We start from the raw sequence: 13,202 nt of genomic DNA, 5'->3' as shown, positions 1-13,202 counted from the left end.
TAAAAAAAAATCGGGACTTTTTATTTGATGAGCCTACATATAGCTGAATTAAGTTATAGAAGTACGATTTGAATGAAAAAGCAGGAGGCAAAAAAACTAATCAGCAGCTATGTGAATAAAAAGGCTAAGCCTTCCGAACAGACACTTTTAGAGCGTTTTTTTTTAGACGATCTGAAGGCCGGTACCACTGTTCCCGACGAGCAACGGATTATTGAGGCCAATGAGCGGATAAAATCCAATTTATTAAAACATATTGCCGGGCAAAATCCTATGAAGAAGATTAGCCTGTGGCCACGTGTTGCGGCAGCAGCTATTTTTCTCCTCGTTTCAGTAAGCTTATATTGGTTTGTTGTAAAAAATGAACCTGTAAGAAATGCGAATAATACCAATCACGCCAAAATCCTGCCTGGCAGCAACAAAGCTGTTCTGACCCTGGCAAACGGAAAAAATATAGTCTTAACAGATGCAAAGGCTGGTGATCTGGCCCAGCAGGGCGATGTGGCGATCTCGAAAAGTAAAAGTGGTGAAATTTTATATCATAAAGTGAGTGGTTCTTCTGCTTCGGTGTACAACACACTAACGACACCCCGTGGTGGAATGTACCGCCTGGTTTTATCAGATGGCACATTAGTGATCTTAAATGCGGCATCCTCGATTCTTTATCCTACTGTATTTACAGGGAAGGAACGATGCGTTACCGTTCGCGGTGAGGTTTATTTTGAAGTGAAACACAATGCTGCCATGCCTTTCAAAGTGAAATCAAGTGGTCAGACCATAGAAGTTTTGGGTACCCATTTTAACGTCAATGCCTATGATGAAGTAAATCATATAAAAACAACATTACTGCAAGGGGCAGTTAGGGTAACCTCTGGTAGCGTTTCAAAGTACCTGGCTCCAGGCGAACAGTCTGATTTTAGCCACAATGAAATTAAAGTCCTAAAGGTTGATGCTGAGGATGCCATTGCCTGGAAAAATGGACTCTTTACTTTTGAAGATGAATCATTGGAAAATATTATGCTAAATATATCACGTTGGTATGATGTGGAGGTAAGCTACCAGGATGTTGACCGGTCTATGCCTTTTGGCGGTGGCGTATCCAGATTTGAAGACGTATCTAAAGTATTGGAAAAATTGGAATTAACAGGAAAAATTCATTTTAAAATTCAGGGAAGGAGAATTCTGGTGACAAAATAACAAACAAAAAAAGAAAGTAAACCAGAAGTGCTTGCAACACTCCTGGCTACCATTTGGCTTGCCAATAATTAACTTATCAACTTAACCTGCAGATGCCCCAAACTTAGAAACCCGAGGCAGACTGCGCTTAAACCAAACTTAACAAATGTATAAAATTTATACTAAAGATATTGGTATGCCCTGTCGGGACATCCACAAAATATTACTCATTATGAGATTAACCGCAATACTTCTAATCGTATCGCTTTTTCAGGTCAGCGCTTCAACGATGGCTCAAAGTATTACGTTAAGTAGGCAAAACGCATCTTTGAAAAGTATTTTTTCAGATATCAAAAAGCAAACCGGATATGTTTTTCTGTATAGCTCGGCGGAAGTAAACAAAGCCAGACTTGTCACGGTAAATTTAAAAAATTCAAGTCTGGAAAATGCGTTAGAAAAAGTTCTTGAAGGCCAGCAGCTTGATTATGCAATAAAAGATAAGACCATCGTCATCAAGCAAGGATTCGTTTCTTCTTTACTGAATCGTGTCGCTAGTTCATTTCTTAAAATAGATGTTGTTGGGAAGGTTGTGGACGAAAATTCCAAACCGCTTCCAGGTACTCTGATCAAAGTTAAAGGTTCCGGACAACAGACATTGGCTAATGAGTTTGGTGAATTCAAATTGGAAAATTTGGATGAAAATGCGATACTGATCATCTCTTATTTAGGCTATTACCCACAGGAGGTAAAGGCGAATCTGGTTAAAATCACGTCGCCCGTTTCCCTTCGGGTTAGTGAAAACAAGTTACAGGAAGTGGACGTTGTGAACACAGGATACCAGACCATTTCGAAGGAACGTAGCGCCGGCTCTTTTTCAAAACCTGATATGACTGCTGTCATGAACAGAACTTCGGATTTAAATATACTTAATCGTCTGGATGGCCTTATCCCCGGATTTACAGTAAACCCGACTCCTGGAAGAGATATGTATCAGATCAGGGGTTTATCTACCCTCAATGGCAATAGAAGTCCGTTATTTGTAGTCGATGGGGTACCTTATGACATCACCATGGTCACCAACATCAATCCTTATGATGTAGCAGACATCACGGTATTGAAAGATGCCACTGCTTCTTCCATCTGGGGCGCGAGAGCCGCCAATGGCGTAATTGCAATTACCACGAAAAAAGGCATTAATAATGGAAAAGTAAATATAGAGTATCGGGCCTTCGTGAAGTTCAGTCCCGCCCCGGATCTTAAATATGAGCGGACCTTAAACAGCCAGCAATTCATTCAGGCGGCCAGAGAGATCTTTAACGCGAAGAATGCCCCATGGGACATTATTGCCAATCCTGATCAAAGTAACTCTGAGGGCATCGCGCCACATGAGCAAATTTTGTACGACGCGGCAAGAAATCTTATTTCTTCAGCAGAAGCAGATCGGCGCTTAGCGGCACTTGCCGCAACGGACAATTCCAGGCAGATGAAAGACCTCTTTTACAGGACTGGTATGTTATCGAACCATTATCTGTCAATTAACGGGGGTAATGATAAATATAGTATATTTTCATCCCTTTCTTACAGTTCCGATAAAAGTAATACGCCAGGACAAAATAACGACACGTACAAGATTAATGTTCGTCAGGACTATAATGTAAGCAAATCGCTAAAGCTGTTTTTAATATCTGACCTCACTGGTAACAAAAGCAAACAAAATAACCTGGTTCAGGCTGATAACAAGTTTTTGCCATACCAGCTTTTTCGGGACGGCAATGGTAAAAACATAGATATGCCCTGGTTATTCAGAACAGATTCCTTAAGAAATGTATATGAAAAAGCTGGTGGTGTAAGCCTAAACTACAATCCATTGGATGAAGCCAATTATGGTTCAACGAAAAGCAACTTTTTAACCGCCAGATTGAATACCGGATTTACTTTAAAGATTATTGATGGGTTGGAATTACAGGGTACTTATGGTCTTACGCGTGGTTTTAATGAATCAACAAGATTTCTGAGCCAGGAAAATTATGATGTACGCAGTGAAGTGTTGAATTTTGCGGTAGCTGGTACAAACGGTGTCAATTATTATTTTCCGAATACCGGAGGCCATCTTTATGATAACACATCTAACCAATTCAACTGGACCGTAAGAAACCAACTGTCATACAATAAAAACTGGAAGAACCTTAAACATCAGTTTTCCATTATTGCAGGTCAGGAAATCCAATCTCAATCAAGTGAGAGTTCATTTACGCTTACCAGGGGATTCGATCCGCAACTGCTTACTGCGCAGTTAATTGATTATAAAACGCTTTCATCAACAGATATAGAAGATCCTGTATTGCCAATGGATGGGACTTACAGTTATTATTCCTTTGATAATTTTAGCAAATCAGAGGTTGTAACCCGGTTTCGCTCATTTTATGCCAATGCGGGTTATACTTTTAATCAGAAATATACAATCAATTCGAGTTGGAGAATAGACAAGTCAAATTTATTCGGTAAAGATAAATCTGCACAGGATAAACCGGTATGGAGTGCGGGGCTGGCCTGGCAACTGGGAAAAGAGGATTTTTTCAAAGTTCCTGTTGTCAGTCATTTAAACCTGCGTGCTACCTATGGTATCACTGGTAATTCTCCCTTAGTAGGAACGGCCAGTTCATATGACATTATTTCCACTAACAATTTTACGGGATTCCCGGGGAACCAATCTTTTAGTATTTCGGTTCCGGCGAATAACTCACTTAGCTGGGAGGAAACAAAAAATTTAAATTTGGGAATGGACATAGGGTTATTGAAGGGAAGGGTGAATGTTGCAGTTGATTACTACCATAAAAGGACTGAAAATATGTTGGGTTTAATGCAAACCAATCCATTTACGGGTTATAATACCATAAGTGGGAATTTTGGATCCATGCTGAATAGTGGTATAGAGCTAAGCGTACAGACCATCAATGTCAAAAGCAATAACTTCTCGTGGACAAGCAATTTCAACTTCGCCTATAATCACAATAAAATAGGCACTCTAAAAGTGGCTTCTCCAATCACTACGGGTTTTGATTTGATTAATAAGCATTATGTGGAAGGTTATTCTGCATATTCTATTTTCGCTTACAATTTCGTTGGTCTTGATGGATTGGGTGATCCGCTGATCCGTCTTGCAGATGGTACAGTAACTAAGAAAAGAAATATCACCAAAGCTGCGGATTTGTTGTATTCCGGTACTTATCAGCCTAAGTATGCTGGTGGATTTGGAAACATATTTACTTATAAGCGCGTGAGTTTAAGTGCCAATCTGATATACAACTTAGGTCATGTTATGTTGGCTGATGTAAATCAAACCTATTATGACTATCGCCTTGTACCAGGTTCCGGGTCAATTCGCTCAGGTAATGTAAATGCCGATTTTGCCAACAGGTGGAAAGAGCCAGGAAATGAAACGACAACCAATATTCCTTCATGGGTGGGAGACCTGGGTACCCATGTGAGTCGCAGGGATGTAAATTACTATACCAGGGGGCAGCTTAATGTGCTGGATGCCTCTTATGTAAAACTCCGCGACCTTACCCTGGCTTATCGCCTACCTGAATTTTTGCTCAAAAAGATCAATGCCAATGACATCAGTTTTAACGCACAACTTTCTAATGTGCTGTTGTGGAAGGCAAATAAACAAGGAATTGATCCGGAATTTCAAACAGAAGGTAATGCTGGAGGTATAAGAAACCTAAGAATAAACCAAAACACAGTTAGTTTAGGTGTTAAAATTGGATTTTAATTATGAAAAGATATAGATTAATACTAGTAATTGCATGCCTTAGCTTGGTTTGCTGTAAAAAAGGCTTCCTGGAAATAGAGCCAAAATCAAAATTAATAGCCAGACTAACTACTGACTATGACAACTTGCTTAATAATGTTTTCCTGATGAATACGTATTTAGAGGATATGGTTCCACTTTCTGATGACGTTGCCGCTTTAGATACGTATTTTAATACTGCGCCTTTCAAAGTTCAGCAATTGTTTAAATGGGTGTCAGATCCTTATATCGATGATCAAGTTGATGCGCAATTCGTTTTAGTGAAACAAATATATACCTTTAATAAAATCATCAATGAGGTGCAAGGTTCATTAGATGGAACAGCTGAGTCAAAGTTAGCTATACAATCTGAAGCTCGTGCTGGGCGCGCATGGTGTTACCTGATGCTAATTAATTTCTATGGCAAGCCCTATAATTCGACAACTGCAGCTACTGATCCTGGATTTCCGATCATTACCCAGGCAAATGCTGCGGCAACAAGTTTCAGCAGGGCAAGCGTTCAGGAGGTTTACGATTTTATCATTAAAGATCTAACGGAATCTATTCCGAGTATTCCGCTGAACCCTCCGGCAAGACTCAGGGTGAGCAGAGCTGCCGGGGAATGTATTTTGGCAAAAACATACGTATTTATGGGTGATTTTGTAAAAGCACAATCACTTTTTGAACGCGCATTGTCGCATCTGCCCAATTCTTTTGCGGTTAAGTTTTATGATTTAAATGTATCTACCTCACAAGGTTCGCCTATTTCAAATACCGAAAGTTTATTGGCCCGGTTCTCATCCAATGGTTACCAAAATTATGAAAATACCCTGTTGGTGACACCGAAAGTAGCGGCTCTATTTTCTCCTTCAGATAAACGCCTGGCCTATTACACCCTGGATAATACTGGCGATGAGCCAGAATTTGGACCGTCTAAAACGTTGCGTAGAACTGGATATTCGGCGAATACCATGTGGGGCATTACCTTGCCTGATATTTACTTATTAATGGCCGAATGCTATGCCCGAAATGGCAAATTGGATAAAGCTAACGAGGTGTTGCAGACATTTAGGGAAAAGAGAATGCCGGCTACTGTTGCTGCGGTGAACTATACGGATAAAACTGCATTGATAAAGTTAATCATTGACGAACGTAAAAAGGAATTTGCGGTTCAGGGTTTGAGGTGGTTTGACATGCGCCGTTTGTCATCAGATTCAATTTTTGCCGGAGAAAACGCTGTACACTATGTATATCGTGCTGACGGTACGGTAGTTTCTACTTATACTATGGATGCTAAAAGGTTAACTGTGAGGTTCTCTCCTCAAGTAATGAGGTTGAACCCTGGAATGGAAAATAATCCCTAAACTATGAAGACGATTTTTAAATTTATGCTCTTGCTGAGCGCTATATTTCTTTCAATAACACCAGTCTGCACTTTTGCGCAGTCTGGTGCTGCAAATTCCTTTACCATTACTGGTGATGTGAGTAGTATATCCGGTGCATCTCTTATCTATATTTCGTGCAATGATTTTAGGGACAGTGCAAAAGTTCAACATGGTAAATTTGTATTAAGGGGGAAGGTCAGTCAACCTCAGCAAGCTGTTTTGATGATTAAACGTTCGGGGGATGTTATTAATTCCAGGACCTTTAACCGGAAAGACCGTTTGATCTTCTTTCTTTCCAATACTAGATTGTCCCTCCGGGCAACAGACTCGCTGAGTAATGCTGTTATTACTGGTAGCAAGCTTCAGGATCAATATAAGGCTTATTATACCGGCCTGATGAAGATTTGGGATAAAAAGAGGCCTTTGAATATGGATTTCTACAAATATGAAGAAGAAAAAAATATGGAAATGATGCGGGTTCTTCGAAAACAACTGGATGTTTTGAATAAGATAGAGTTCGCTTACGCGACCGGATTTGTGAGAAAAAACCCGAAATCTCCTGTTGCACTTTATGCGGTAGGAGAGCTTGCCAAGCCTGTTTTGAACCCGCCGGATTTCGGTTCGGCATTCCAGCTTCTCGATGCCTCCCTAAAGAGAACCCCTGTTGGGCAACAGATACATAAATTGGTTCTGGAGGAGAATGCTTTTAAAGTAGGAGATTTGTTGACCGAATTTACACAGCCTGATACGGCGGGAAAACCAATTAAACTCTCCAGTTTTCGGGGAAAATACGTGCTGGTAGATTTCTGGGCCTCCTGGTGCGGCCCATGCCGGAATGAAACCCCGTATATCAAGCACGCATTCGAGCAATATAAAAATAGAAATTTTATGGTACTTTCTGTATCCATCGATGATTCTGCTGAAAAGTGGAAAAAAGCAATTGCTGAGGATGGTACCGGCGAATTTGTGCAGGTGGGTGATATGAAGGGAGGGGCTAATGCTGCTGCAAAGCTGCTGAAGGTATCAAGTGTTCCTCAGAATTTCCTTATTGATCCTAGCGGTAAAATTATCGCTAAAAATATTTACAATTTAGCATTTGAGTCTACACTTGTACAACTTTTCAAATAGTTGCTAATAACAGATTTAACATCAACATGAAAGCACATTAACGTGCTTTCATGTTGATATGTTATAAGCTTGTACCACCCGATTCGCGAAGTGTGGTTTTACGTGATAAGCTGAATATCACGCCTAAATACATCATTTACATCTGCAAAGTCAATACGGCAATAACCGCCTCTTAATGGATATAGCGTAACGCGAAAGAGCGGATTATTATCCTTTGGCAAAATAAGGACCTTAATATTTTAGAAATAGCGGATAAAATGGATTTTTCCAGTCGTCCATTCTTCATGCGCTATGTGAAAAAATTGCTTGGCGCAACGCCTAAGAAATATCAAAAAATCCATCCCTTCGTAGATATGGCGTTCTTAGGATATGCGCAGGATTGGTATCCCCTTTCTACGATATGATGAGGCTCTGACAGACCAAATTCTTTGCTGGTCTGGGCACCATGCTGCTTAGATGCAACATTTTTTGCGCCAGATACCTCAACTGTCTTTTTATGAGCGTTTACAGTTTCTTGGTGGTTTGATTGAGGTCGTGGCTTTTATTGCACCTATTCTCTTGACCGCCGGCCTTTGTGTCGGCCCCATGCAACAAAGACAGCGATGAACAGCATGAGTATATTGAAGCCGATTTCTTTTGCTTCGCCTCTTGAGATATGAAAGATACTCGCAGCGATCATCAAAATAATTATTCCGTAAGCTGTAAAAACTGTCAGTTCGGTTTTGACGCGAAGTAATGCTGGCAATACAATTCCAATTCCTGCTAACAGATCAATAACCCCGGTGAATAAAACCAGGTAATCGCTGTCTTTTATCCAGGCGAAGGGCAAACCTTCGGGTGTAAATATTTTCATAAAACCTGCCCAACACATGGTCAGTGCTAAAAACCCTTGTGCAGTCCAAAGGATAACGTTAATTGTTTTTGATGCTTTTTGTTTTGCTGTCATGCTCTATTCCTTTAATTATGCAAATTTAAATACCTTTACTATCCAAACGATATTACTTGCTTGTTGGAAAGCACTATCCAATTGGGAAGTATTGTAAAACCCGAAATTATGTTGTCCAATGCTGGTTGTCCTAAAACAATGCTGTCGATAAAAGATGCCATTGAAGCGATAGAAGGAAGGTGGAAGGTCCTTATCTTGTTCGCACTCTCTGAAAAGCCAAAGCGGTTTAATCAAATATCCAAAGAAGTCAATGGAATAACTGATAAAACACTATCAAAAGAACTAAAAAGTCTTGAAACCAATAAACTGATCCGCAGAGATTTTTATAATACTTTTCCGCCAACAGCTGAGTATTCCATTACACCACACGGTCTGTCACTCGAGAAAGTGTTAGACGAACTTCATTTTTGGGGCTTGTTACATCGTCATGAAGTCATTGGTAAATAATCCGTTAAAACGGACATTAAATTGTAAATGAAATTAACAATGATCGCTAAAAAAGTCAAAGCTCTTCCTTTAAATACTATGGCTGACAAGTTTAATGCTGGCATAGCTGTTGGAAGGGCTACGATTAAAGATTTACGGACTTTTGAGGAAGCAGCACATTCGCACCGGGACGATTACCACCTTTTTTTTATTCAGGAAACAGGATCTACCCCAATTGAAATTGACTTTCAAAAGTATGAAATACAATCATCATCAGTTATCTATGTTCACCCAGATCAAATACATCGAATTGGGCCATTTGAAAATATAACTGCCAGTTTTTTAGCAATTAACAATGAAAACCTGAATTCTGAATACCTGAATCTTTTGGAAGATATTGCACCGGCGAAGACCTTATTGTTAAACAAGGAAACGTTTTGCGCTATCTCTGAAGCTATATCGCTATCTGTAAAATTATCGAAAAGACATCACGAAAAATTATACCATTCATTATTAAAAGATAGCTGCAATACACTGGTTGCTTTAATCGCCTCACAGTATTTAGGGCAATCTAAGTCAAAAGATACGCTATCAAGATTTGAGATTATTACTAAAGCTTTTAAGGCATTATTAGACCGTAATTTTATATCAAATAAAAAGCCGAGTGAATATGCTCAAGGCCTTAATATATCAATCGCTTATTTGAATGAATGTGTCAAAAACACTACAGGAAAACCAATTTCATACCACATACAACAGCGGGTTATCTTAGAAGCAATGCGTTATCTTTATCATTCCACTAAATCAGTAAAAGAAATTGCTGCCGAATTGGGCTATGCGGATTATTCATATTTCTCCAGAGTTTTTGCTAAAGTCACAGGGATGACCGCTGTGGCTTTTAGGAATAAAAACCTTGAATAGTCCTATACTAACCATTTTCCTTCCATTGTTTCCATCTATTACGCTTTGTTTCTTTGCATTGCAAAAAATAGTGTAAAAAATGGAATTATCAAAAAAAATACGTGTGCTCATATCGGGTGCAAGCATCGCTGGCCTAAGTACGGCTTATTGGCTGGCAAAATATGGCTTTGAAGTAACAATCGTAGAACGCGCAGCTCACATCCGCCCAGGTGGACAGGCCCTAGACGTGAGGGGACCCGCATTGGAAGTGGCGAGTCGCATGGGAATATTAGAAACCATCCGCCGTGCAGGTACTAAACTGAAAGGCATGTCTATAGTAGATGCTTTAACGGGCAATGAAACCTATCGAAATACCGAAGGAACAATAACTGCGGGAAAATTTAGTAGCCCTGATGTAGAGATACTGCGCGATGATTTATGTCACGTACTTTTTGAAGCGGTAGGCGACCAGGTAACATATATTTTTAATGAGACAATAGTGTCGCTCGATCAAAAAGAAACTGGGGTTGAGGTAAAATTTACAAATGCACCTGATCAACAATACGATTTAATTATTGGAGCAGATGGATTACGTTCTAATGTGCGAAGGTTGATTTTTGGTGGGGATGAGCAGTTCATCCGTTATCTTGGAAACTACGTTGCAATCTTTACGATACCGAATTTCCTTAATCTCGATCGTTGGGAGGTGTTTTTTCAGCACGAAGGCAATCCTGTCGCAGCATACATAGTTAAAGAAAGAGAGGGCGATGCTCGGACTTATCTAGGGTTTGAGAGTCCTGAACCTATCGAATATGATTATCGGGATATCCTATCCCAAAAAAAATTGGTCGCTGAACGGTCTTTAAACGTAGGATCGGATATCCAAAAAATAAAACAGTTTATGCATGATTCAACTAATTTTTATTTTGATTCCATCAATCAAATTATTATGAAAACATGGTCAAAAGCGCGGGTCGTATTGGTTGGAGATGCCGGTTACAGCGTTTCTCTGTCTACAGGACAGGGAACAACAGTTGCAATGGTAGGTGCATATGTTTTAGCGGGCGAAGTGGCAAGCCATAAAGATAATTTAGCAAAAGCACTTGAAAACTATGAAAAGGAATTGTGGGAGTACGTACTCAGCAATCAAAAACTTGTAGAAGACCCGAGCACAGATTTACAACTTGCATTTGCTAACACATCCGAAAACGAAATTGATACCGTTTCTGAGATGCCGGACTTTGGGCAAGCAACAGTTCCTTTTCATTTTAAAAACTATTAATAAATTGAATCATGATTTCAAGTTTGCCAAAATGGGTTAATAATTTATTCGAGAATTCTCTTCGTCCGAATGTAAAGGTTTTATTTGTCTCTGATATAAGTTCACAAATCAAGAAAGTGAGTTTTCAAGGGGATATATCTAAAATGAATTTTCAAGTCGGGTACGCCAATGTTATTCGTGTTAGTGAAACAGAATATAGGAATTACACTGTTGCTCACCACGATATTGCAGAAGGAATACTGGAGATAATCTTTTACATTCATGGCAACGGCGTAGGATGCCGCTATATTAATACCTTGAGAGAAGGCGATGAAATTTATATCAGTTTACCAAGAGGCAGAAATGAATATGACCCAAAGGTGAAACAACAATTTATTTTCGGAGATGAAACCTCTTTAGGAATCGCCTGCTCGTTTCTTCCCGTGCTAAAACAGAACGGGCATCAATTTCAATTTTATTTTGAACTAGGCGAAGAAAATAAAGAAGCTCCTGGAATATTAGGATTGGAAAATTTCACCGTATTTTCTAAAAATGGTTTATTTAGAAATGAGAAATGGATAAAGGACTTACCTATTTTAAAAGCATCTGATTGGCAAGAGGCTAATTTTATTTTAACAGGAAATGTAAAATCTGTTCAAGTTTTTCGAAAGGTGTTGAAAGAAACTGCAACGGGAAAGATATTATCTAAAGGATATTGGCTTGAGGGAAAAAAAGGATTGTAATCAATCCGGTCTATGAAATGATTTGTGTATCCAGCACTTCAGTTAAAAGTGATCGCACAGTTCAACCTTTAATAGAGCATTTAAACTTACTTCAAAGAGGTCAAATCGGAATTTTGAATGTAACCGATCATCATCAATGTGATCTGTACCCGTTCCATTCGATTTGGTCAGCTGGATTCCATCGTACCGCACATTCAAGGAAAGTACTGGCTGAACAACTCAAAGAGCTGGAAGAAGACCGGCTATTGGAAAGGTTTGTCTATAAGTAAAACATTCTCAAAAAAGCAATGCGGTGGCATTATTCTTCAAAATGTATTCATATTTCCGATATCTATACACGTATGTAAATATAACGCTAACAATCTTTGTCTTATAAAAAATAAGTGTTTATGAAATATTATTTATTAGGAAAAAGCGGCCTTCGTGTTTCGGAGTTGGCTTTGGGAACGATGACCTTTGGAACGGATTGGGGCTGGGGCGCTCCGCTGGAAGAATCAAAACGAATGTTAGATCTTTATCTGGAACATGGCGGCAATTTCGTTGACACAGCAAGCGGATACACCAATGGAAGTTCAGAGAAAATACTCGGAGAAATTATAGGTGATCGCAGAGAAAAACTTGTGCTGGCTACCAAGTACACCCAAAACATATATCCTGGCGACCCAAATGGTGGCGGTAATCATCGTAAAAGTATGATGAGAGCGGTGGAGAATAGTTTAACCCGCATGAAAACAGAGTATATTGACCTGCTTTACTTACATGCTTGGGACGATACGACACCATCTGAGGAGATCTTACGCGGCATGGATGATTTGATCCGTGCTGGAAAAGTGCTTTATGCAGGTATATCAGATACCACGGCCTGGCAGGTATCCAGAATGCAAACCATCGCGGACTTAAGGGGCTGGTCTCCATTAGTAGCGCTGCAAATTGAATATAGCCTGGCAGAACGCACCACTGAACGCGAATTGATTCCCATGGCAAAAGAAATGGGCTTAGGAGTGGTTGTTTGGTCTCCGCTGGCTAAAGGGCTTCTTTCCGGAAAATATTCAGTTGACGAGCTAAAGAATGAAGCACCAAAGGATTTCAGCCGTAAATCCATGATCATGAACTCCGGTGTTCTTAGTGACCAGGTATTCGATACAGTTGTGGTTTTGCAAAAGATCGCCGATGACCTGCAACGACCGGCCGCGGAAATAGCGTTGGCCTGGCTTAGGTCAAAACAGTCTGTTACTTCAGTGCTGATCGGAGCCAGTAAATTAGAACAGCTGCAATCCAATCTAAATTCACTATCTCTTACGTTAAGTGATGAACATTTGAAACAGCTTGACAGTGTAAGCGATATTGAAATGGGTTTCCCGCATAGGCTTTTCACTAATGCTTTAGCTAAGACTATGGTTTTCGGTGGTGTAACCGTTGAAAAACGCTAGTTTTATAAATAATCTTG

The 13,202-nt window shown here is 39.8% G+C and carries 10 protein-coding genes; 9 read left to right on the top strand and 1 reads right to left on the bottom strand.

From position 1 onward, the window contains the following. Positions 1 to 72: 72 nt before the first annotated feature. The 4 genes from OQ267_RS11325 to OQ267_RS11310 all read left to right on the top strand — a co-directional run bounded on the left by OQ267_RS11325 (position 73) and on the right by OQ267_RS11310 (position 7,479). Positions 73 to 1,194, top strand: coding sequence for a FecR family protein (locus tag OQ267_RS11325; RefSeq protein WP_265836002.1), 1,122 nt, complete (start codon positions 73 to 75; stop codon positions 1,192 to 1,194). 211 nt (positions 1,195 to 1,405) lie between these two features. Continuing rightward, a complete protein-coding gene (locus OQ267_RS11320; protein WP_265836001.1) occupies positions 1,406 to 4,948 on the top strand; it encodes a SusC/RagA family TonB-linked outer membrane protein in 3,543 nt (1,180 codons plus the stop codon). A 2-nt stretch (positions 4,949 to 4,950) separates the two neighbouring features. Further along, entirely contained in the window at positions 4,951 to 6,330 is a 1,380-nt protein-coding gene (locus tag OQ267_RS11315; protein ID WP_265836000.1) for a RagB/SusD family nutrient uptake outer membrane protein, read from the top strand. A 3-nt stretch (positions 6,331 to 6,333) separates the two neighbouring features. Then, entirely contained in the window at positions 6,334 to 7,479 is a 1,146-nt protein-coding gene (locus OQ267_RS11310; RefSeq protein ID WP_265835999.1) for a TlpA disulfide reductase family protein, read from the top strand. A 550-nt stretch (positions 7,480 to 8,029) separates the two neighbouring features. Here the strand turns inward: OQ267_RS11310 and OQ267_RS11305 are convergent. Next, positions 8,030 to 8,425, bottom strand: coding sequence for a DoxX family protein (locus OQ267_RS11305; protein WP_265835998.1), 396 nt, complete (start codon positions 8,423 to 8,425; stop codon positions 8,030 to 8,032). A gap of 138 nt (positions 8,426 to 8,563) precedes the next feature. Here OQ267_RS11305 and OQ267_RS11300 point away from each other — a divergent pair, with 138 nt between their 5' ends. From OQ267_RS11300 to OQ267_RS11280, 5 genes are all read left to right on the top strand, one after another. Further along, the gene (locus OQ267_RS11300; RefSeq protein ID WP_265835997.1) at positions 8,564 to 8,872 is read left to right on the top strand and encodes a winged helix-turn-helix transcriptional regulator; all 309 of its coding nucleotides are present in this window, start codon (positions 8,564 to 8,566) and stop codon (positions 8,870 to 8,872) included. 27 nt (positions 8,873 to 8,899) lie between these two features. Further along, entirely contained in the window at positions 8,900 to 9,772 is an 873-nt protein-coding gene (locus OQ267_RS11295) for a helix-turn-helix domain-containing protein (RefSeq protein WP_265835996.1), read from the top strand. Between the two features lie 79 nt (positions 9,773 to 9,851). Next, entirely contained in the window at positions 9,852 to 11,033 is a 1,182-nt protein-coding gene (locus OQ267_RS11290) for an FAD-dependent monooxygenase (RefSeq protein ID WP_265835995.1), read from the top strand. Between the two features lie 11 nt (positions 11,034 to 11,044). Further along, the gene (locus OQ267_RS11285; RefSeq protein WP_265835994.1) at positions 11,045 to 11,755 is read left to right on the top strand and encodes a siderophore-interacting protein; all 711 of its coding nucleotides are present in this window, start codon (positions 11,045 to 11,047) and stop codon (positions 11,753 to 11,755) included. A 389-nt stretch (positions 11,756 to 12,144) separates the two neighbouring features. Next, a complete protein-coding gene (locus tag OQ267_RS11280; protein WP_265835993.1) occupies positions 12,145 to 13,185 on the top strand; it encodes an aldo/keto reductase in 1,041 nt (346 codons plus the stop codon). The last annotated feature ends 17 nt before the right edge of the window (positions 13,186 to 13,202 follow it).

Source organism: Pedobacter sp. MR22-3, from assembly GCF_026240075.1.
Taxonomy (GTDB): Bacteria; Bacteroidota; Bacteroidia; order Sphingobacteriales; family Sphingobacteriaceae; genus Pedobacter.
Note: the sequence above shows the minus strand (reverse complement) of the source record. Positions and strands in the feature narration are given on the sequence as shown.

Excerpts from the sequence above, each read along its gene's own strand:
- OQ267_RS11325 (WP_265836002.1), top strand. The coding sequence starts at position 73 with ATGAAAAAGCAGGAGGCAAAAAAACTAATCAGCAGCTATGTGAATAAA.
- OQ267_RS11320 (WP_265836001.1), top strand. The coding sequence starts at position 1,406 with ATGAGATTAACCGCAATACTTCTAATCGTATCGCTTTTTCAGGTCAGC.
- OQ267_RS11315 (WP_265836000.1), top strand. The coding sequence starts at position 4,951 with ATGAAAAGATATAGATTAATACTAGTAATTGCATGCCTTAGCTTGGTT.
- OQ267_RS11310 (WP_265835999.1), top strand. The coding sequence starts at position 6,334 with ATGAAGACGATTTTTAAATTTATGCTCTTGCTGAGCGCTATATTTCTT.
- OQ267_RS11305 (WP_265835998.1), bottom strand. The coding sequence starts at position 8,425 with ATGACAGCAAAACAAAAAGCATCAAAAACAATTAACGTTATCCTTTGG.
- OQ267_RS11300 (WP_265835997.1), top strand. The coding sequence starts at position 8,564 with ATGCTGTCGATAAAAGATGCCATTGAAGCGATAGAAGGAAGGTGGAAG.
- OQ267_RS11295 (WP_265835996.1), top strand. The coding sequence starts at position 8,900 with ATGAAATTAACAATGATCGCTAAAAAAGTCAAAGCTCTTCCTTTAAAT.
- OQ267_RS11290 (WP_265835995.1), top strand. The coding sequence starts at position 9,852 with ATGGAATTATCAAAAAAAATACGTGTGCTCATATCGGGTGCAAGCATC.
- OQ267_RS11285 (WP_265835994.1), top strand. The coding sequence starts at position 11,045 with ATGATTTCAAGTTTGCCAAAATGGGTTAATAATTTATTCGAGAATTCT.
- OQ267_RS11280 (WP_265835993.1), top strand. The coding sequence starts at position 12,145 with ATGAAATATTATTTATTAGGAAAAAGCGGCCTTCGTGTTTCGGAGTTG.